This window comes from Mesorhizobium sp. CO1-1-8, assembly GCF_020164875.1.
Classification (GTDB): Bacteria; Pseudomonadota; Alphaproteobacteria; order Rhizobiales; family Rhizobiaceae; genus Mesorhizobium.
The window spans coordinates 435,822-455,165 of the sequence record NZ_JAIUGZ010000002.1; the positions used below are offsets into that span (position 1 = coordinate 435,822).

Annotated in this window: 17 protein-coding genes; 6 read left to right on the forward strand and 11 right to left on the reverse strand. The window is 61.8% G+C overall.

Annotated elements, in window-relative coordinates:
• Positions 1–2: 2 nt before the first annotated feature.
• From LB558_RS05490 to thrC, 3 genes are read right to left on the reverse strand one after another with little or no spacing between them, the layout of a single operon-like run.
• The gene (locus LB558_RS05490) at positions 3–599 is read right to left on the reverse strand and encodes a GNAT family N-acetyltransferase (RefSeq protein WP_109662289.1); all 597 of its coding nucleotides are present in this window, start codon (positions 597–599) and stop codon (positions 3–5) included.
• A 15-nt stretch (positions 600–614) separates the two neighbouring features.
• A complete protein-coding gene (locus LB558_RS05495; protein ID WP_224696573.1) occupies positions 615–1,907 on the reverse strand; it encodes a M16 family metallopeptidase in 1,293 nt (430 codons plus the stop codon).
• A 14-nt stretch (positions 1,908–1,921) separates the two neighbouring features.
• Positions 1,922–3,319, reverse strand: a complete 1,398-nt coding sequence (thrC, locus tag LB558_RS05500; protein WP_224696574.1) for a threonine synthase — start codon at positions 3,317–3,319, stop codon at positions 1,922–1,924.
• A 129-nt stretch (positions 3,320–3,448) separates the two neighbouring features.
• Between thrC and LB558_RS05505 the strand changes: the two genes are divergently transcribed.
• The gene (locus tag LB558_RS05505; protein WP_224696575.1) at positions 3,449–4,174 is read left to right on the forward strand and encodes a hypothetical protein; all 726 of its coding nucleotides are present in this window, start codon (positions 3,449–3,451) and stop codon (positions 4,172–4,174) included.
• Between the two features lie 103 nt (positions 4,175–4,277).
• On the opposite strand, the gene LB558_RS05510 is transcribed toward LB558_RS05505, so the two are convergent.
• Entirely contained in the window at positions 4,278–5,840 is a 1,563-nt protein-coding gene (locus tag LB558_RS05510) for a winged helix-turn-helix domain-containing tetratricopeptide repeat protein (RefSeq protein ID WP_224696576.1), read from the reverse strand.
• A 109-nt stretch (positions 5,841–5,949) separates the two neighbouring features.
• Here LB558_RS05510 and LB558_RS05515 point away from each other — a divergent pair, with 109 nt between their 5' ends.
• A complete protein-coding gene (locus LB558_RS05515; RefSeq protein WP_224696577.1) occupies positions 5,950–6,411 on the forward strand; it encodes a cupin domain-containing protein in 462 nt (153 codons plus the stop codon).
• A gap of 154 nt (positions 6,412–6,565) precedes the next feature.
• Here LB558_RS05515 and LB558_RS05520 read toward each other — a convergent pair whose 3' ends face one another.
• Complete coding sequence (locus LB558_RS05520; protein ID WP_224696578.1) at positions 6,566–7,255, reverse strand: HAD family hydrolase; 690 nt, start codon at positions 7,253–7,255, stop codon at positions 6,566–6,568.
• Positions 7,256–7,430: 175 nt separating this feature from the next.
• On the opposite strand from LB558_RS05520, the gene LB558_RS05525 reads away from it, so the two are divergent.
• Entirely contained in the window at positions 7,431–8,564 is a 1,134-nt protein-coding gene (locus LB558_RS05525; RefSeq protein WP_023808585.1) for a site-specific DNA-methyltransferase, read from the forward strand.
• 66 nt (positions 8,565–8,630) lie between these two features.
• Here the strand turns inward: LB558_RS05525 and LB558_RS05530 are convergent, their stop codons facing one another.
• Positions 8,631–9,242, reverse strand: coding sequence for an HAD family hydrolase (locus LB558_RS05530; RefSeq protein ID WP_224696579.1), 612 nt, complete (start codon positions 9,240–9,242; stop codon positions 8,631–8,633).
• A complete protein-coding gene (mutY, locus tag LB558_RS05535; RefSeq protein WP_224696580.1) occupies positions 9,235–10,392 on the reverse strand; it encodes an A/G-specific adenine glycosylase in 1,158 nt (385 codons plus the stop codon). Before mutY ends, LB558_RS05530 begins: the two co-directional genes overlap by 8 nt.
• A 53-nt stretch (positions 10,393–10,445) precedes the next feature.
• Here mutY and LB558_RS05540 point away from each other — a divergent pair, with 53 nt between their 5' ends.
• The 3 genes from LB558_RS05540 (at position 10,446) to smc (ending at position 15,420) form a co-directional block, all read left to right on the forward strand.
• Entirely contained in the window at positions 10,446–10,946 is a 501-nt protein-coding gene (locus LB558_RS05540; protein ID WP_224696581.1) for a DUF721 domain-containing protein, read from the forward strand.
• Positions 10,947–11,109: 163 nt separating this feature from the next.
• Positions 11,110–11,853, forward strand: a complete 744-nt coding sequence (locus LB558_RS05545; protein WP_224696582.1) for a DsbA family protein — start codon at positions 11,110–11,112, stop codon at positions 11,851–11,853.
• Between the two features lie 105 nt (positions 11,854–11,958).
• Positions 11,959–15,420, forward strand: coding sequence for a chromosome segregation protein SMC (gene smc / locus LB558_RS05550; RefSeq protein WP_224696583.1), 3,462 nt, complete (start codon positions 11,959–11,961; stop codon positions 15,418–15,420).
• A gap of 257 nt (positions 15,421–15,677) precedes the next feature.
• On the opposite strand, the gene LB558_RS05555 is transcribed toward smc, so the two are convergent.
• The 4 genes from LB558_RS05555 to LB558_RS05570 all read right to left on the reverse strand — a co-directional run bounded on the left by LB558_RS05555 (position 15,678) and on the right by LB558_RS05570 (position 18,699).
• A complete protein-coding gene (locus LB558_RS05555; RefSeq protein ID WP_224696584.1) occupies positions 15,678–15,893 on the reverse strand; it encodes a hypothetical protein in 216 nt (71 codons plus the stop codon).
• A 184-nt stretch (positions 15,894–16,077) separates the two neighbouring features.
• Positions 16,078–16,446 (reverse strand): hypothetical protein, encoded by a 369-nt coding sequence (locus tag LB558_RS05560; protein ID WP_224696585.1) that lies wholly within the window; start codon positions 16,444–16,446, stop codon positions 16,078–16,080.
• A 91-nt stretch (positions 16,447–16,537) separates the two neighbouring features.
• Positions 16,538–17,419, reverse strand: a complete 882-nt coding sequence (locus LB558_RS05565; RefSeq protein WP_224696586.1) for a hypothetical protein — start codon at positions 17,417–17,419, stop codon at positions 16,538–16,540.
• A 77-nt stretch (positions 17,420–17,496) separates the two neighbouring features.
• Positions 17,497–18,699: an alpha-2,8-polysialyltransferase family protein gene (locus LB558_RS05570; protein WP_224696587.1), complete on the reverse strand. Its 1,203-nt coding sequence runs from the start codon at positions 18,697–18,699 to the stop codon at positions 17,497–17,499.
• Positions 18,700–19,344: the final 645 nt, after the last annotated feature.

Consider the following 19,344-nt stretch of genomic DNA (forward strand, 5'->3'; position numbering starts at 1 on the left):
AATCAGTCCTTTGTTCCAACGCCCGGCGGATCGTCCGCGATCCGGGCGTAGAGGTAGTGGTCCTGCCAGATGCCGTTGATCCTGAGATACGATCGCAGAAGTCCTTCGCGCCGGAATCCGGCTTTTTCAAGCACGCGGATCGACCGGATATTGTCGGGAATACAGGCCGCTTCGATCCGGTGCAACCTCAGCGTATCGAAGGCGAAGCGGGCCACCACCTTGACCGCGTCGGTCATCAGGCCGCGGCCGCCGAAACGCTCGCCGATCCAGTAGCCGACATGGCCGCTCTGCGAGACGCCATGGCGTATGTTGCCGAGCGTGATGCCGCCAGCAAGCTTACCGCTGCTCCTCTCGAAGATGAAGAAGGCGATCGCGGTTCCTTGCGCATAATCCTCGCGGTAGCGGCTGATGCGCAGCCGCCACGCTGTGCGGTCGAGTTCATCGGGAGTCCAGCGCGGCTCCCATGGTTCGAGGAAGGCGCGGCTTTCCCCGCGCACCGCCGCCCACTCGCGATAGTCATTGGTGAACGGCACGCGCAGCGTGACGCGGTCGCCTTTCAGTGCCGGCAGGTCACGGCGAAAGAAAGGGAGCGCGAACATGGCGCTTTGAGGGGCTTAGACGGCGAGCTTGCGGGCCGTGGTCTGCGTGCCCGCGAGCGATTCGAGGATCGCCTCGTAGGGCGCCAGCGTACCCACAGGCCCGACAGCGGTGAGCGTCGGCTTGGTCGAGAACAAACGCGACGACAGATCGGTCAGCCGCTCGATCGTCAGCGCCGACAGCCGTTCCATCAGTTCCTCCTTGGCGATCGGCCGGCCGAACAGAAGCAGTTGCCGTGCGATCTGCGAAGCCCGGCTGGCCGGGCTTTCGGCGGACATGATCAGCCCGGCGCGATATTGGGCGCGCGCGCGGTCGAGTTCTTCCTGCAGGATCTTCTCGCCGGCCTTCTGCAACTCGTCGATGATGACAGGCACCAGTTCGGCGATGTCGCTTTGGCCGGTCGCGGCATGGACGCCGAAGACGCCGGTGTCGGAAAAGCCCCAATGGAAGGCATAGACCGAATAACACAGGCCGCGCTTCTCGCGGACCTCCTGGAACAGGCGCGACGACATGCCGCCGCCGAGGATCATCGACAGCACCTGCGAGGCATAGAAGTCGCGCACATGATAGGCACGACCCTCGAACCCCAGCACGATCTGCGCGTCCATCAGGTCGCGGTCCTCACGGAAGTCGCCGCCGACATATTGTGCGTATTGCGGTATGGTGCTGTCGGCCTTGCTGCGGAAGCCGCCGAGCTGCTTTTCGACCTCGCGCACGAAATTGTCGTGCTTGATGTCGCCGGCGGCGACGATCACCATGCGCTCGGCGCCATACTGCCGTTCGATGAAATCGTGCAACTGCTTCGAGGTGAAGGATTTGACGGTTTCCGGGGTGCCCAGGATCGAGCGGCCGATGGTCTGGTGGCGAAACGCCGTCTCGGTGAAACGGTCGAAAACGATGTCGTCGGGCGTGTCGTGCGCGGCGCCGATCTCCTGCAGGATCACATGCTGTTCGCGTTCGAGTTCCTGCGGGTCGAATTCGGACTCCTGCAGGATGTCGGCAAGAATGTCGACGGCCAGCGGCACATCGTCGGAGAGCACCCTGGCATAGTAGGAGGTGGTCTCGACGCTGGTGGCGGCGTTGATCTCGCCGCCGACGTCCTCGATCTCCGAGGCAATTTCGAAGGCGCTCCGCCTTCTCGTGCCCTTAAACGCCATGTGCTCGAGCAGATGGGCCATGCCATGCTCGTCGTCACGTTCATTGCGGGCACCCGACTTGACCCAGGCACCAAGGGCAACCGATTCGATGCTTTGAAGGGTTTCGGTGGCGACTGTCAGGCCGTTCGACAGACGGCTTACCTCAACACCCATATGGCTATTACTCCCTAACGCGCCGCCCGCGCGCGGCGGCCGACGTAATCTTCCACCATTTTCAGGTCGGATGGAAGTACCGTGTATTTTTCCTCCGATGTCATCAATCCCCCTAGCCATACGGGCAGTGCGGGCGACACGCCGCTGGCGGCTTCGACGGCCGCCGGGAATTTTGCCGGGTGCGCGGTACCCAGCACCACCATCGGCACGGCGCCTGACGCCTTGCCTGCAGCGACATGCACGGCGGCCGCGGTATGCGGATCGAGCAGATAGTTGCTGGCCGCGAGCGTCGAGCGGATGGTCGCGGCGACCTCGTCCATATCAGCGCGGCCGGCGTCGAATTCGGACCGCATGCCGGCGATTTGCCGGGTTTCGATGGTGAAAGCGCCGGACTGCTTCAGACCGTCCATGTAGCGCCGCACGGTCGCCGCGTCACGACCGGAGGCCTCGAACAGCAGGCGTTCGAAATTCGACGACACCTGGATATCCATCGAGGGCGACGTGGTCGCAAAGACGCCCTTGGTGCGGTATTCGCCGGTCGAAAAGGTCCGTGCCAGGATGTCGTTGTCATTGGTGGCGATGACCAGCCGATCGATCGGCAAGCCCATCTTCTTGGCGGCGTAGCCGGCGAAGATATCGCCGAAATTGCCGGTCGGCACGGTGAAGGAAACCGGCCGGTCCGGCGCGCCGAGCGAAAGCGCCGAGGAGAAATAATAGACGATCTGGGCCATGATGCGGGCCCAGTTGATCGAATTGACGCCCGAAAGCGCCACCCGGTCGCGAAAGCCGTGATCGTTGAACATGTCCTTGAGCAGGCCTTGGCAATCGTCGAAATTGCCTTCGATCGCCAGCGCATGGACATTTGCAGCCGTCGACGTCGTCATTTGCCGCTGCTGCACCGGCGAGACGCGGCCATGCGGGAAAAGGATGAAGATGTCGGTCCGGCTGCGACCGGCAAAGGCATCGATGGCCGCCCCGCCGGTATCGCCCGAGGTGGCGCCGACGATGGTGGCGTGCTGGTCGCGTTCGGTAAGCACATGGTCCATCAGCCGGGCCAGAAGCTGCATCGCTACATCCTTGAAGGCGAGCGTCGGCCCGTGGAAGAGTTCCAGGATGAAGGTGTTGGGGCCGGTCTGCACCAGCGGGCAGATGGCCTCGTGGCGGAAGGTGGCATAGGCTTCGCGCACCAGCCGCTCGAAAACGGAGGCCGGAATCTCGTCGCCAAGGAACGGTGACAGCACGCGGATGGCGAGGTCGGGATAGGCAAGGCCGCGCATGGCGCGAATCTCGGCGGCGGAAAACTGTGGCCACTCGCGCGGCACGTAGAGCCCGCCGTCGCGCGCCAGCCCAGCCAGCACGGCGTCGGAAAATCCAAGAACGGGGGCTTCCCCGCGGGTACTCACATATTGCATGTCACAATTCCGTTACTGCCTGGCTTTTTCCGTCCACCGCAAGGTGGTTAATTTCTGCGCTGGCTCAGTCGCATTTTTGCCGCGCGGTTGATATACGTCACCAGCTTTGCGAGAGGGAAGTGCAGTTTCATGGCGTTTCGTACATTCAGTGGTCGCTTTTTGGCGGGTCTTGCGCTCACCGGCTTTATGCTTGCCGCCGCCGGCTGCCAATCGGGCGACAATGGCATCCTGAACCTCGGCATAGGCAAGAAGGATCCAACGGCGCCACCGCCGCCGCAGGATCCCAAGATACTGGCCAGCCAGTTGCAGGCCTATTGTCCCAGGGTGACGGTGCGGGACGGCACGGCTTTCTTCAACACCTATTCCAAGGAGGCTCAGAAGCCCAAGCCCAGGATCAAGAAGACCGGCGACGCCGCGCAGGATGCCGCGGCCCAGGCCGAGGCTGACGCCGCGGCTGCAACTCCGCCCGACGAATCGGCCAACATCATCTACCAGGCATCGGTCAGCGACGTGACACGCGACTGCAGCCGTGCCAACGGCCAGCTGACGATGAAGATCGCGGTCGCAGGCAAGATTGTCCCCGGACCGAAGTTTTCTCCAGGCACCATCACCATGCCTATCCGCACGGCCGTGATGCATGGCACCGAGGTCCTCTATTCGCAGCTCCACCAGTATCAGGTTCAGGTCACTGATCCGTCGGCCGCCACGCAGTTCGTCTTCACCGATTCCAATGTCGTCGTGCCCGAGCCGACGGCGCAGGACTATCAGGCCTATGCCGGCTACGATGAAACCGCGCCGATGGATACCGGCAAGAAGCCGGGCGGCAAGAAGAAGAAAGCCGCGGCAACGAACTGAACGAAGCCCAGGCGACTGGCGGCAAGTTTGCCGAGGCGCATCGTCACATGCAGGGGACACCGGCGATATCGCTGGCCGACCAAGACCCACGCAGTCAATCGAACTACTCAGGCAGTCCTGCGCGTCGTAGTGCGTTTCCAAGAGCCTCCGCGAGCGCGGGCGCGCAATTCACGCCTGCGAACTGGCGGCTGTAGCGAAAGCCAGGCTGAAGCTCGAGCACGCGAGCGGCTGCCGCCATCGCTTCATCCAATCGGCCAAGGTTGGCCAGCGCGGCGGCCAATTGCACGTAAGTGATACTATGCGCCGGGTTGGCTTGAACTGACTTGTAGGCCGCACGGCAAGCCTCTTCGTAACGGCCGCGCAGCAAATGGCTCATTGCTTGAGCATCAAATGCCGCCCAAGTCCACGAATCAAACGGGCTTAGCCGCATTCCCTGCTCGCTCCATTCTATCGCGCGCTCAGCTTCGCCGCTCCATCCGAGGATGACGCTGCCGAGAATGTAGGTCAGCGCCGATGACGGGCTGATGGCGAGGGCAGCTTCAAATGCGGTGAATGCAGCGGCGCGATCGTGGGCATCCATTCCGATGGAAAACCCGGCCCAAGTCAGCGCGAGCGCATCGTCCTGTCCATGGACAACGGCAGACCGGGCGTGACGGATCGAAGAAGCACGGTTGACTTCCTGCAACCCGGCGCGAAGAAACAGGCAATGGTGGCACATCGCGGCATTGCCATGCGCCAGCGCATAAGTCGGTTCGAGTGCGATAGCACGGTCAAGGAACAGCAGCGCTCTGGTCACTTGCCTCGGCATGCCTGAATCGACGTCGGGCTGGGCTTGCAGCACGAGATCGTAGGCATCGAGACTGTCAGGCCGCTTCCGCCTGACACGTTCGATTTCGGCTTTCCGCACGTTCGGCGCAATTGCGCCCACTGCTGACAGCGCGATCTCGTCTTGAAGCGCAAAGATGTCTTCGGAGCTGCGGTCGTAGCGCTCGGCCCATACATGCGCACCGGTCGATGCATCGATCATTTGCCCGGTAACACGCACATTACCGCCGGCCTTGCGCACACTGCCTTCGAGGACGTAGCGAACGCCAAGCTCGCGACCGACCTGCTTCACGTCCACGACGCGCCCTTTGTAGGCGAAGGTCGAGTTTCGTGCGATGACGAACAACCACTTGATGCGTGCCAGGCCTGTGATGATGTCGTCAACCATTCCATCGGCAAAGTACTCCTGCTGCGGATCGCCGCTCAAGTTGGAGAACGGCAGGACCGCGATGGAAGGCTTCTCAGGCAAGGTCGGTGCCGAAGCGGCGCGGACGGCAGCCGAGGCATCAGGAACATTCCTGGTGACAGCCGGACCGACGTAGCGATAGCCGCGGCGCGGCAATGTTTCGATCCAGCTCTCGACATTCGCAGTATCAGCCAGGACGCGGCGCAAGGCTGCGATCTGAACCGTCAAATTGTTATCGGCAACCGCCAATCCGCCCCAGCCGGCCTCGATCAGCGCGTCCTTGGATACGGGAACGCCCGCATTCTGGATCAGCAGGCGCAGCAGCGCGACGGCGCGTTGCCCAAGTTTGGTCGGCTCACCCCAGCAAAATAGAATGCCCACCTCCGGATCGAGGCGGAACGGGCCGAACTGGTAGAGGTCGCCCCTTACGGTCATCAGAGTCTTTTAGCAAATTTTTGGGAACGGATTCACGACTTTCCGCCACGAACGGCCGACGTTGCACAAATGCTTGTTAGAAGCATGCGCCCAGCCAAAGGAGGGTCATATGAGCGCCAATGCCTTCATCCGCAGGCCCGATGAGAAGAAGGGCGTCATGTTGCGTGGTCATCCCATGGCTTTCCTCGTAACCGGCGAGAACACCAAGCACACCAGCATGTTCGACTGGACGATCCCGCCGCAATTCGCCACCGGGCGGCATGTGCACCGGGTGCAGGAGGAGACCTTCTACCTGCTCGACGGCGAGTGTGAGTGGCATTTCGGCGACCAGACGATCCACGCCACGCCTGGAACCTTTCTGTTCATCCCGCCGGGGGTGCCGCACAATATCACCAATGTCAGCGAGAAACCGGCTCGCGTACTGATGACCGTTTCTCCACCTGGCCATGAGCATTATTTCGAAGATCTCGCCAGACTTGCGGCGCAGGGTGCGCCGGATCCAAAAGCGCTCGCCGATCTGCGAAATCGCTACGACACCGACCAGCTCTCGACTTTGACAACACGCGCGTAGGCTCGTCACCAGACTTCGATGGCCGCTCGGAGCTTTTCAAAGTTCGGACTTTCTTCCGCGAGCCGCCCCGGACACGCTTTCGAGAACGACACCGGTCAAGCGAAGGTCGGAAGCGCCGGAAAATCTTCGCGAGCAGAGTTTCCGGCGAGTGGCCCTAAGCGTCTTCCGACCACTCCGACAGCGCCGCGATCACGCTTTTCAGCTCCGCCCAGCGGCGGATGACCGTCTCGGCCCCGGCTTCGGTCAGCGCGTCGGCATGACCGGGATAGCTATGGGCGGCTCCGGTGAAGCCGATCACCCGCATGCCTGCCGCCCTTGCGCCGTGGACGCCGTGCACGGAATCCTCGATAACGAAAGTGTTCGCCGGGTTGGCGCTGAGTTTCTCCGCCGCGAACAGGAACACGTCCGGCGCCGGTTTCGTTTTCCCGGTCGGTGTTTCCATCGCCGAAAAAATCCGGTCGGTGAAATACGGCAAAAGATGCACCTTCTCCAGCATGAATTCGATCCGCTCGGAGCGTGAATTCGAGCAGACACAGCGCGGCACCGTGACCGCGGCGACCGCCTCGCGTACCCCATCGATGGCGCGGACGTCGCTGCGCAGTTTGCGGTCGACCAGCTCTTCCGCGCGGTCGATGAGCGAGACCTGGAACGGAATGCTGGATTTCTCCTCGACCCGTATCATGATGTCCTTGAAGGTCAGCCCGGCATAGGTCTCCGCGAGTTCCTCGGCCGATATTTCATATCCCGCCAAGGTCAGCAGCTCCGCCTCGACGCGGGCGGCGATGATTTCGGAATCGACGAGCACGCCGTCGCAATCGAAGATGACAAGGTCTGGCTGGGGCATGGTGATCCGACAATGGGAGGGCGAGGTGGCCTCGGAAGGCTCAGGCGGCGCGGCATACACCAACAGGGCCGCCTTCGCAAATTCGCCACGCCCGTCCCTTGGCCTTCACGGAATATTTACGCTGATCGGTAACCATAACGGAGAGTAAACAGTAACGCGTGCCCTGGGTGTCAGAATGTCTGCCGTGCGTCTTCTCGACGAGCTATCCCACGCTCCCCAGCAATCCGAATGGCTGGACACGATCCTCAAGGGCGACTGCGTCGCCGCGCTCGACCGGCTGCCCGAAAAGTCGATCGACGTCATCTTCGCCGATCCACCCTATAATCTGCAACTCGACGGCGACCTGCACCGCCCCGACCAGTCGAAGGTCGACGCCGTCGACGACGACTGGGATCAGTTCGAGAGTTTCGAGGCCTATGACGCTTTCACGCGTGCCTGGCTGCTGGCGGCGCGCCGGGTGCTGAAGCCCAACGGCACCATCTGGGTCATCGGCTCCTATCACAACATCTTCCGTGTCGGCGCCAAGATGCAGGATCTTGGCTTCTGGATCCTCAACGACGTGGTCTGGCGCAAGACCAACCCGATGCCGAATTTCCGTGGCCGCCGTTTCCAGAACGCGCATGAGACGATGATCTGGGCTACGCGCGATCAGAAGGGCAAAGGCTATACCTTCAATTACGAAGCGATGAAGGCGTCCAACGACGACATCCAGATGCGCTCCGACTGGCTGTTTCCGATTTGCACCGGCGGCGAGCGGCTGAAGAACGACAATGGCGACAAGCTGCATCCGACGCAAAAGCCGGAAGCGCTGCTTGCCCGCATCATGATGGCCTCGACCAAACCGGGCGACATCGTGCTCGATCCCTTCTTCGGCTCCGGCACCACCGGCGCGGTGGCCAAGCGTCTCGGCCGCCATTTCGTCGGAATCGAACGCGAGCAGGCCTATATCGACGCCGCCAACGAGCGCATCGACGCGGTGCGGCCGCTGGAAGAGGCCGACTTGACCGTTCTCACGGGCAAGCGCGCCGAGCCGCGCGTCGCCTTTGTCAGCCTGATCGACACCGGCCTGATGATGCCGGGCGCGACGCTCTACGATGCCAAGAAGCGCTGGGCGGCCAAGGTGCGCGCCGACGGCACGGTGGCGATCGGCGACAGCGCCGGCTCGATCCACAAGATCGGCGCCGAAGTGCAGGGGCTGGATGCCTGCAACGGCTGGACCTTCTGGCATTATGAGCGCAGCGGCGGCCTGACCCCGATCGACGAGCTTCGCCGCATCGCACGGCTAGGCATGGAGCGGGCAGGGGCCTGAACCCCTGCCAATTGCTTCGAATTCCGTTGATTCAAAAGCTCAACGGATCGCTGGAAGCGATTCAAATCACGCCCTGATTCCGAGGCGTTCAAGGTCTGCTTGAAGCGTCTTCGCATCGGTGAACAGCACCGACTGCCAGCCCGCCGCCTTGGCGCCGTCGACATTCTTCTGGCTGTCATCGATGAACAGCGTCGCGGCCGGTTCGAGGCCGAAGGCGGCGACGTGATGATCGTAGATCCCGCGATCCGGCTTGATCAGACCGATTTCGCCCGAGATGGTGACGCCGCGTGGACGATTGAGGAAATCGAAGCGTTCGCGTGCCTCGGCCAGCGTGTCGCTGGCGAAATTGGTCAGCATGGTCACGTCGTGGCCGCTCTCGATCAGGCCGACCATGATGGCGACGCTGTCGTCATAGGCATGCGGCACCATCTCGTGCCAGTGGCGGCGGAAACCGCGGATGTTTTCCGCCTGATCGGGATGGTCCGCAATCAGCAGCGCCTCGGCCTCTTCCCATGTGCGGCCGCGATCCTGCTCGATGTTCCAGTCATGCGTGCAGACATTGTCGAAGAACCACTTCCTCTCTTCGGCATCCGGAATGAGGCGGCTGAACGGAATGTTGGGATCGTAGTGGATCAGCACTCTGCCGATGTCGAAAACGATGTGGCGTATTTCAGTCATGGGGCCTCTTTGCACTGTGTGGCGACGGCTTTTTCGTCGCGCCGGGTATCGCAGCCTCGATTGCCTTTTTCATGACAGTCGGCAGCGCCTCGCCGGAAATCTCGTGAGCGAGCGACCAGAAATGCCCATCGGGCGCATCACCTTTGATGTGAGCGTGAAAGACTTCAAGTTGGAGAGCGAAATGCGTGAAGACATGCGCTATGCGGCCCGCATGCCGCCAGTCGGCGGGAAAGGGCGCGGCCGCTTCCGTGGTTGCCCCATCGATCCGCGCGGTCCAGCCCGTCGTCGGCACCTCGGTCATGCCGCCGAGCAAGCCCTTCTCCGCCCGTTTGCGCAGAAGGATCGCGCCGTCGGCTCGCACGGCGACAAAGGCAGCGCCGTGCCGCTGCGGCTTGTCGGCCTTAGGCAGGCGCACCGGGAAGTGCTCGGGATCGCCTGAAACGACGGCGTCGCAGTCTTCGCGCAGCGGGCACAGCATGCAGCGTGGCCGGCGTGGCGTGCAGATGGTGGCGCCGAGATCCATCATCGCCTGGGCGAAGTCGCCGGGCCTTGTCCCGGGCACCATGCGCTCGACATGGGCGCGGATCTCGGGCTTGGCTTCGCTGAGCGGGGTTGTGATCGAAAACAGCCGGGAGATGACGCGTTCGACATTGCCGTCGACAACCGCGGCGGGGCGGTCGAAGGCAATCGCCGTGATGGCCGCCGACGTATAGGCGCCGATGCCGGGCAGTTCTCTCAAACCAGTCTCCGTGTCGGGAAACCGGCCGCCACGCGCAGCCACAAGATCGGCACAGGCCTTGAGATTGCGGGCGCGGGAGTAGTAGCCGAGCCCGGCCCAGGCCTTCATCACGTCCTCGGTGGGCGCCGCGGCCAGCGCCTCGACATTGGGCCATTTCTCGACGAAAACCCGGAAATAAGCCTTCACCGCTTCGACGGTGGTCTGCTGCAGCATGACCTCGGAGAGCCAGATGCGGTAGGGATCAGGCCGCACGCCGCGCGCATGCTCAATTGGTGTGATGCGCCACGGCAACTCACGGTGATGCACATCGTACCAGCCGAGCAGGCGGGATGCGATATCGTCGCTGACACCGGATGCAGCTGTGCCACTATCCCCGGATGCGGTCTTGCGGGTCTGGTCTGCTGATGCCATTGATCTTGTATTGGCCTGGCCGGTATCTGCTGGGTCGTCGCTGGAGGACGTACATGGCAGGGAGAACGCCCTACGGCAATCCCGTCCCGGTCAGTGATCTCGCGACCAGGATTCTCGATCCGGTGCTGCGCAAGCGGGCCGGATTTTCGATCGGCCTTGTCCAGTCATGGGACGAGATCGCCGGCCCACGGCTGGCCAGCCACTCGCGCCCCGAAAAAATCCAGTGGCCGCGCCGTATGCATGAGGACGATCCGTTCGAGCCGGCCGTGCTGGTCATTGCCTGCGAAGGCATGGCGGCACTGCATCTGCAGCATGAGACGGGCGAGATCATCAACCGGGTCAACGCCTTCCTCGGCTTCACCGCCATCAACCGCATCAGGATCCTGCAGAAGCCGGTGACAACCGACAAAGGAAGGCGCAAACCGGCCCTGAGACCGCTGACGGCGGCTGAGAAGACGAAATTGTCGGGAACTGTCGGCCTGGTCGATCATGATGAACTGCGCGCCTCGCTGGAGAAACTTGGCGCGACCATTATTGGGGAGAGAAGATCATAGACGTCTCGAAGAAAGTCATGGATTCGTCGTCAATATCTCGCATTCGTGATCGCCCTTGTCAGGTTTCGCGATTGGATTGGGGATCGAGATGCCTTAATTCGCGCCAACTCTCGCCTTTTCGTGCCTTTGCATTGCAAAATCCAACCCTTGTCAGGTGATTCGTATGAACCGTCCCCCGTTCGGCCAAAGCTTGTCTCGCAGAAACCTCCTGTCTTCGCTGGCCGCCATTCCGGCGGTGGCCCTGCTCGCCGCCTGCAGCGACTCTGGCGAGGAGGCGAAGGCCGCGGATGTGAAGCCCGCTGAGCCGGCCGCTCCCGCAAAGCCGGTCACGCCGGCCGCAGCTACCGCGCCTGAGGCCCAGGGCACCGTCGATATGGCGGAACTGATGAAGCCGGGTGCGCTGCCCGACAAGCAGCTTGGCAAGGACGACGCCAAGGTCACCATCGTCGAATACGCCTCGATGACCTGCCCACACTGCGCGCATTTCGCCGAGACCACCTTTCCGGACCTGAAGACCAAGTACATCGACACCGGCAAGGTCCGCTACATCCTGCGCGAATTCCCGTTCGATCCGAGCGCCGAAGCCGGTTTTATGCTGGCGCGCTGCGCCAAGGATAACTATTACCCCATGGTCGACGTCCTGTTCAGGCAGCAGGCGAACTGGGTTGGCGTCCAGAATACCAAGGATGCGCTGCTGCAAATCTCGAAGCTCGCCGGTTTTACACAGGAGTCGTTCGAGGCCTGCTTGACGGATCAGAAACTTCTGGACGATGTGAGATCGGTCCAAAAGCGCGGCGCCAATGAATTCAAGGTCGACTCGACACCGACCTTCTTCATCAACGGTAAGACCTATAAGGGGGCGATGTCGATTGAGGAAATGTCGGCCATCATCGACCCTCTGCTCTGACGTCCAGTCAGCCCTGAGGCGGCGGCGCTTCGGCGTGCGCGGCTTCTTGTCGTGCCGCGAATTCCTTTCGCAAAACCACGGAAATCCCCTTAATGGGCGGCGCGAATGAAGTTTTCGCGCCTTCGCCTTCTCGGTTTCAAGTCCTTCGTCGAGCCCGGCGAGTTCGTCATCGAACGCGGACTGACCGGGATTGTCGGGCCGAACGGCTGCGGCAAGTCGAACCTGGTCGAGGCGCTGCGCTGGGTGATGGGCGAAAGCTCCTACAAGAACATGCGCGCGTCCGGCATGGACGACGTCATCTTTTCCGGTTCGGGCACTCGGCCCGCCCGCAACACAGCCGAAGTCACGCTTTTCCTCGACAACAGTGATCGCTCGGCGCCCGCTGCCTTCAACGATGCGGATGAACTGCAGGTGTCGCGCCGCATCGAGCGCGAAGCAGGCTCGCTCTACCGCATCAACGGCAAGGAAGCGCGCGCCAAGGACGTGCAGCTTCTGTTCGCCGACCAGTCGACCGGCGCGCGTTCGCCATCGATGGTCGGCCAGGGCCGCATCGGCGAACTGATCCAGGCCAAGCCGCAGGCACGCCGCGCGCTGCTCGAAGAGGCGGCCGGCATTTCCGGCCTGCACACCCGCCGCCACGAGGCAGAACTGCGGCTGAAGGCGGCCGAGCAGAACCTGGAACGACTGGACGACGTGGTCGGCGAGCTGGAAAGCCAGATCGAAAGCCTGAAGCGCCAGGCGCGCCAGGCTTCGCGCTTCAAGAACCTGTCGGCCGATATCCGCAAGGCCGAAGCAACGCTCTTGCACCTGCGCTGGACGCTGGCCAAGACCCAGGAAGGCGAGGCGCGTTCGGCGCTGGCGGTTGCGACAGCCCTTGTCGGCGACCGCGCCGCAGCCCAGATGGCCGCCGCCAGGGAGCAAGGCATCGGCGCTCATAGGCTGCCGGACCTGCGCGACGCGGAAGCCGCCGCCGCCGCTGCCTTCCAGCGCCTGTCGATTGCCAAGTCGCAGATCGAAGAGGAAGCCGGCCGCATCCGCGCTCGCCAGAGCGAACTTGAGCGCCGGCTCCAACAGCTCGACGGCGATATCGCGCGTGAAGAGCGCATGGTGCGCGACAATGCGGACATTCTCGAGCGCCTGCGCACCGAGGAGGCGGCACTCAATTCGGAAAATGCTGGTGCCGCCGAGCGCGAGGCCACGACCCACGCTGCTTTCGAACAGGCTGCATCGACGCTTTCACAAAGCGAAGCCAAACTCGCCGCGCTGACCGCGGAACGGGCAGAGGCTGCCGCCTCGCGCAACCAGATCGAGCGGACGCTGCGCGACACCGCCGAGCGCCGCGACCGTTTCGCGCGTCAGCTTGCCGATGTCGACCGGGAATTGTCGGAGATACTCTCCAAGGTCGCTGGCTTGCCCGATCCGGCCGAGAAGCGCGTGCTGGTCGAAAAAGCCATGGCGCTGCTGGAGGAGGCCGAGGCTGCCGTGTCCGAGGCCGAGCAGTTGGTCATCGATGCCCGCGCTACCGAAAGCGCTGCCCGGCCACCGCTTCAGGATGCCAGGGCCGAGCTGGCAGGGATCGAAACCGAAGCGCGCACGCTGGCAAAAATCCTGAACGCCGCCAGTGGCGATCTCTTCCCGGCCGTGTTGGAACAGATCAGCGTCGATCGCGGTTTCGAGACGGCGCTGGGTGCGGCCCTTGGCGAAGACCTCGACGTGCCGCTCGACCGCAGCGCGCCGGTGCATTGGGGCGAAAGCGCGATCCAGCCCGGCGACGCGGCTCTGCCGGAAGGCGTCAAAAGCCTGGCCAGCGTGGTCCACGCGCCGGCACAGCTCGCCCGCCGCCTGGCGCAGATCGGTATCGTCGATGCCGTCGGCGACGGCCGCCGGTTGCAGCCGCTGCTTGCTCCCGGCCAGCGGCTGGTCAGCCGCGAGGGCGCGCTCTGGCGCTGGGATGGCTTTACCGCCAGCGCCGACGCACCGACCGCCGCAGCACAAAGGCTGGCGCAGAAGAACCGGCTGGCTGAGCTCGATGCCGAGGCGATACAGGCGACGCTCGTCCTGCGCCAGGCCGAAGAGGCGCTGGGAGAGGCCGAACAGGCACTTCGCCTGGCAAGCGAGGCCGAGCGCAACACGCGCCAGGCCGGTCGTGACGCACAGCATCGGCTGGACGCTGCCCGCAACGCGCTGGCTGAGGCCGAGAGGGCCGGCGGCGAATTGCAGAGCCGGCGCGCCGCGCTGGATGAAGCGCGCGCCCGCATCGTCGACAGCCATGAGGAGATTTCGGCCGCCTTCGCCGAGGCGGAAATGCTGCTGCAGGACGCGCCCGATCTAGGCGATCTGCAATTGCAGCTCGAACAGTCCTCGGCCAATGTCGCCCGCGACCGCGCCGCGCTTGCCGATGCGCGTGCGGTGCATGAGGGGCTGCGGCGCGAAGCCGAGGCGCGCGCACGCCGGCTCGATGCCATTGGCGCCGAGCGCAGCAACTGGCTGGAACGGGCCGAAAATGCCTCGACGCAGATCGCATCGCTTGGCGAACGCAAGGCCGAGGCCGAGGCCGAACGCGAGCGGCTGGCCGATGCTCCCGATGAAATCGACGCCAAGCGGCGTGCCTTGCTGTCGCAGCTCACCGAGGCCGAGACCTTGCGCAAGGCGGCCGCCGACCGTCTGCAGGAAGCGGAGAACCGGCAATCCGAACTGGACAAGGCCGCCACCGGCGCCATCCAGTTCCTGGCCGAGGCGCGCGAGACCCGCGTTCGCGCCGAAGAGCGGCTGACCGCGGCCGACGAACGCCGGCTGGAGGTCGAGGCGCGCATCCAGGAGACGCTGAACACACCACCGCATCTGGTTATTCGCCATACCGGTCTTGAGGCTGACAGCCCGATCCCTGAGATGGCCGAGATCGAGCGTCAGCTCGATCGGCTGAAGATCGAGCGCGAACGGCTCGGCGCCGTCAATCTGCGCGCTGAGGAAGAGCAGAAGGAGCTATCCGACCGCCTGGAGGCGATCGTGTCGGAGCGCGAGGACATCATCGAGGCGATCCGCAAGCTCAGGCAGGCGATCCAGAGCCTCAACCGCGAAGGCCGTGAGCGGCTGCTGGCCGCCTTCGACGTCGTCAACGGCCATTTCCAGCGGCTGTTCTCGCATCTGTTCGGCGGCGGCACGGCGGAATTGCAGTTGATCGAGTCTGACGATCCGCTCGAGGCCGGCCTCGAAATCCTGGCCCGCCCGCCCGGCAAGAAGCCGCAGACCATGACGCTGCTGTCCGGCGGCGAGCAGGCGTTGACGGCGATGTCGCTGATCTTCGCGGTGTTCCTGACCAACCCGGCGCCGATCTGCGTGCTCGACGAAGTTGACGCGCCGCTTGACGACCACAATGTCGAGCGCTTCTGCAACCTGATGGACGAAATGGCCGCCACCACCGAGACGCGCTTCGTCATCATCACCCACAACCCGATCACCATGGCGCGCATGAACCGGCTGTTCGGCGTGACCATGGCCGAACAGGGCGTCAGCCAACTGGTGTCGGTCGACCTGCAGGCGGCCGAAGCGATGCGCGAGGCAAGCTGACCCAGGTCGCGCCTGCGAATGGGCTGCTCCGGAGCAATTCAGGAAAGTGTGCAAGCGGTTTTCGCCCGGCAAAAATGTCAGGGCCGTGGACTGTGCCTGTGCGAATGATGTTTGGCCGGGGACCAGACGAAATAGAGTGATCCCAGTTTCAGCACAGGCACCCTGCGATCCCGCTCGCGATCACGCAGTTCGCGGTAGGTCTTCACCTTCAGTGTGCCTCCCGGCAATCTGATTCGCAAAGCCATGATGCATGGAGCTTACGTGCCTTCTCCAGTCGATGGAAGGTTCATTTCAAGCTCCTCGTCAGTGTTCGATCTCTTGGAGGGTCGATCAGGAATTGTCCTGGGCCACGAGATGATGAAATATTTGCCAAACTGCCAGACTGGGACTTCGCCCTTGTGCTCCCGCCGCCGCAACTCATGACGTTGCTTGACCTTCAACACACCGCCCGGAAGCCTGATCTTGATCGTCATCGTCCCTCAATGCTGATGGTGCGCCTCCTCGGTGCCACGCCCGAAGCTTCATCTGTCCGGCCAAGGTAGAAAAAACCGCCCACTCTCGGATCGGATCGTTGCAATCCGCTTTCGCCGAGTCAATGGAACCGAGGGCGAACTCCTGTGGCTATCGGCGCCGTGCACATAAGGCTTCAGAACAGGCTCAACCTCGGCGCCGCAAGATCCAGTTCACACCGATCACGGCCACGAGGCCGCATGCGATGCCGGCGCAATCGGCAACCCAGTCGAACACATCCAGATCGCGCCGTATCAGCGCCGTGCCCTGGAGGACCTCGATCGCCGCTCCAACCATGGCGAGGAAGACGATCAGCCTTGTCTTGCGATCGGGCCAGCCGAGCCCTCCAAGGAAAGTCATGACGGCAAAGGCGCTGGCGTGGTTCAGCTTGTCGGACCGGAAACCGATATCGATCCCGTACTCCTCGAGCCGGGGTATAGGCAGCAGCGCAAGGACAAGAACAGCGACAAGCGTGCCGAAAAAAGCGATCCGTTCGGCGGCTGGATAAAATCTCATTCTGCTCCAATCTTTGCCTGGCCGCCGGGAAGGTCGTATCCGGCTCGGAATTGGCGGTACAGGCTGAAACCTGGGTCGACGGCGTTGTATTTCAAAGCCGCAATTTTTGCTTGAGCCTTTTGAGCCAGGTCTGTTCCTCTTCATCCTGGTTTTGATGCGCCGGGACATAGCGCGGCCGTATCTTTTTTCCTTTGATGTAGAATGGCTTTTCGACTTCTCCAACCAGGTTGACGAAAAGCCGGGATTTGTTGGTGGGCTGGCGGACTGTGACTCCGTGGACCGATTCAATCGAATTGATGAACAATACAAGAATGTTCTTGTCGTATTTAACTGTTTCGACGCACTCCAAATGGGTGTCGTCGACATATGCATCATTGAAGAGTGTCGCTTTGGCCTCTAGCGTAGCGTATTTGGACTTGAAGCGACTAATTGTCAGGTCCCCGCCAACGGCATCATAATCTTCCGGCCTCATATAAAACAGGCCAGAAAATAGCTTGTCGCCATTGTCGACGTGGCTTGTCCGCACCGATCCGGCATTGGTTACCGGCGTGTTCCCGCTGAGCATCGCATCCATCAGTATGTCGCGCGTTGCATAGGTGTCACTAAACCTGATGCCCGCCTTCATATTCTTGAGGCGTTCATAATCTGGGTAATAATCAGGATAAAGCTTGTGAATATCGTCGTAGAACAGGTCGGCGAACTCGTCGAAAAATCCTTGAGATACATGGTAGGCGATAAAATCGCGCCATATTTGCGGCACGGCTTCGTTCGACTGGACGCGGTGGGCCTCATAGTCCCATCTGGTGTTGTTGCGGCGCGTATCGATTTCGAGCGCTTCCGGAGCGGGAAACGTGTCGGCCAATTCCTGGTATAGATCGAGGGGAAGGGCGTCGCGCAGGATGATGTGTGGAAACGGCTCCGATCGAACGTCGGCCTTGGTGGCTCGTTGAAGGACTGAAAGCGGCTTTGACATCGATAGTGTCCCAGATCGAGTTTGCCTGAGTTTGGATTCAGAGAGGATCGTGTTCAACCTGTTCGGGATGCCGCCTTTCAACGGATCCCTGTCTGCGTCTCGTTCAAAGATTGGAGCGTTGAAAAGGGCTCCGTATGGGCTTTTACCATTTCGCTCATTAGAATATCTGCGCCAGTCATCAGGGGGACCAGTGTATCCGCAAATGTGTATGTTTTGATGCCGTAAAGCCACTTCAGGTAAAGAAGGGCAGCTGATGTGCCCGAGACGCAGCCAACGATGTTCATCCGGGATGCGACGAGTTCTATCGGATATATGTGTGGAAGATTTGCTTCCATGATCCTGTTGCCGGCGTCGGCCGTCACATTACCAACCGTATCCAGCAATTCGGGAAAGAAGGGCGTGCTTATTCTGGGATGCTCCTTCCAAACGACGTCATATCCCCTCTCGACGATCTGCTCCGCAATGCATCTATAGATCGCCGCCTCCTGCCCGTACGACATTATGCCGTTTCGCGACAATGCCTGCCCTAGCAGCAGTATCCGTGGGTTGGCTGACGCACGGCAATGTTCATTGCCGCCGGAAAGCGCACCCCTGCAAGCTTCATCTATTACATCGCGCATCAGTGAAGCGCCGACCTGGAATCTTGGTACGTTCTCCAGAGCATCATGAATGGGGATTTCGTGAAGCAAAGAATAAAACTTTGTCACCCGTCTCAGATGGCGTCTTTCTATCTTGTCGGCCGCCTTCCTCAACCGGAATGCCGGTGAAATTGTAGAGAGTCCTGCAATCAAGGCTCCGGTGATGCGCCGTCGAAACCTGGTGCCTGGCGGTCGTGACATGGTCGACATTTCGAATGGAAGGTATGACGTCAAGCCATCCTCATACAAAACGATCTCGGCTTCTGGATATGAGTCCAGCAGTATTTTTTCCGATGGCCGGTTAACGAAGCAGGCCCAGATCTCAACTGCGGAACCCGCGTCGAGACCAATTGTGGCTCGGATCAGACGATGGATCCGGAAAATTTGCAGCTGCCCATATTTACGCTCGGACGTCAGAAGGTCGTATGCCCATATGATCCGTTTCCAGGTCCATACTGTAGACGCAAGTTCAGCAAGACCGGTCTTGAAATACTCGGAAACGCCGGCCGTTTCATAAAGCAGGAGATAGTCCTCATGCTCCTGATCCGCCTGGGAGCTTCCATCCATTGTTGATTGGCGAAGTGAGGCAACCAGGCTGAGCAATTGCCAGCTGCCAAAGACGCAGCATATTCGAGCTGGCAATTTAAGATCTCCAGATCGGATCGAAATAACGCAGCATGTACCGCGATCTCAAAATTGCTTCATGTCCGACAGGCCGTGTGTGGGCGTCTCACCCGCTTCATAATACTGCCTATCGCGTCAACAGGAAATATCTTGCAGATGGCGAGTCTAACGTCCAAGACAGGCTGGAGTTCCGCACAATAGGCAGGCGAATTCACTTCCACTGAGCGGCAGAGACCTGTTGGGATCCGGCAAAAACACCCGGTGCGGCAGACCGCTCATGCGGGTAGGCTTGCTGCTTCGGTTCCCTGTCGGCGCCAAGAGCACGAATTCTCCCGGTTTTCGGGAAGGTCGTTGCTCGGGAAAGCGGGTTTTGCTTCCCCCAGTCAAAAGTAAGCTCCAGCCATGAACCGGAGCTTGATGATGACAGACGCAGAAACCAGAATGTTTCATACGCTTGATGTGCCGGCCGGTCCGGTGCGGCGGCCTGAGATCCCGGCCGACCTGACAAGGCAGGGCATGTGTGGCCGCATCTGCGCATTATGCCCGATGCGAAGCCCGCACTGCCCCTCGAACGCGCTTGATGCCGACCGCTTCGGCGCAACTTTCCCGGTGAGCAGGCGAAGGGCGGCGCCGGAAAATGCGCCGTCCGTCGGAGGGGTCGCC

Coding starts and splice junctions, on each gene's coding strand:
- LB558_RS05490 (WP_109662289.1), bottom strand. CDS start 599: ATGTTCGCGCTCCCTTTCTTTCGCCGTGACCTGCCGGCACTGAAAGGC.
- LB558_RS05495 (WP_224696573.1), bottom strand. CDS start 1,907: ATGGGTGTTGAGGTAAGCCGTCTGTCGAACGGCCTGACAGTCGCCACC.
- thrC (WP_224696574.1), bottom strand. CDS start 3,319: ATGCAATATGTGAGTACCCGCGGGGAAGCCCCCGTTCTTGGATTTTCC.
- LB558_RS05505 (WP_224696575.1), top strand. CDS start 3,449: ATGGCGTTTCGTACATTCAGTGGTCGCTTTTTGGCGGGTCTTGCGCTC.
- LB558_RS05510 (WP_224696576.1), bottom strand. CDS start 5,840: ATGACCGTAAGGGGCGACCTCTACCAGTTCGGCCCGTTCCGCCTCGAT.
- LB558_RS05515 (WP_224696577.1), top strand. CDS start 5,950: ATGAGCGCCAATGCCTTCATCCGCAGGCCCGATGAGAAGAAGGGCGTC.
- LB558_RS05520 (WP_224696578.1), bottom strand. CDS start 7,255: ATGCCCCAGCCAGACCTTGTCATCTTCGATTGCGACGGCGTGCTCGTC.
- LB558_RS05525 (WP_023808585.1), top strand. CDS start 7,431: ATGTCTGCCGTGCGTCTTCTCGACGAGCTATCCCACGCTCCCCAGCAA.
- LB558_RS05530 (WP_224696579.1), bottom strand. CDS start 9,242: ATGACTGAAATACGCCACATCGTTTTCGACATCGGCAGAGTGCTGATC.
- mutY (WP_224696580.1), bottom strand. CDS start 10,392: ATGGCATCAGCAGACCAGACCCGCAAGACCGCATCCGGGGATAGTGGC.
- LB558_RS05540 (WP_224696581.1), top strand. CDS start 10,446: ATGGCAGGGAGAACGCCCTACGGCAATCCCGTCCCGGTCAGTGATCTC.
- LB558_RS05545 (WP_224696582.1), top strand. CDS start 11,110: ATGAACCGTCCCCCGTTCGGCCAAAGCTTGTCTCGCAGAAACCTCCTG.
- smc (WP_224696583.1), top strand. CDS start 11,959: ATGAAGTTTTCGCGCCTTCGCCTTCTCGGTTTCAAGTCCTTCGTCGAG.
- LB558_RS05555 (WP_224696584.1), bottom strand. CDS start 15,893: ATGACGATCAAGATCAGGCTTCCGGGCGGTGTGTTGAAGGTCAAGCAA.
- LB558_RS05560 (WP_224696585.1), bottom strand. CDS start 16,446: ATGAGATTTTATCCAGCCGCCGAACGGATCGCTTTTTTCGGCACGCTT.
- LB558_RS05565 (WP_224696586.1), bottom strand. CDS start 17,419: ATGTCAAAGCCGCTTTCAGTCCTTCAACGAGCCACCAAGGCCGACGTT.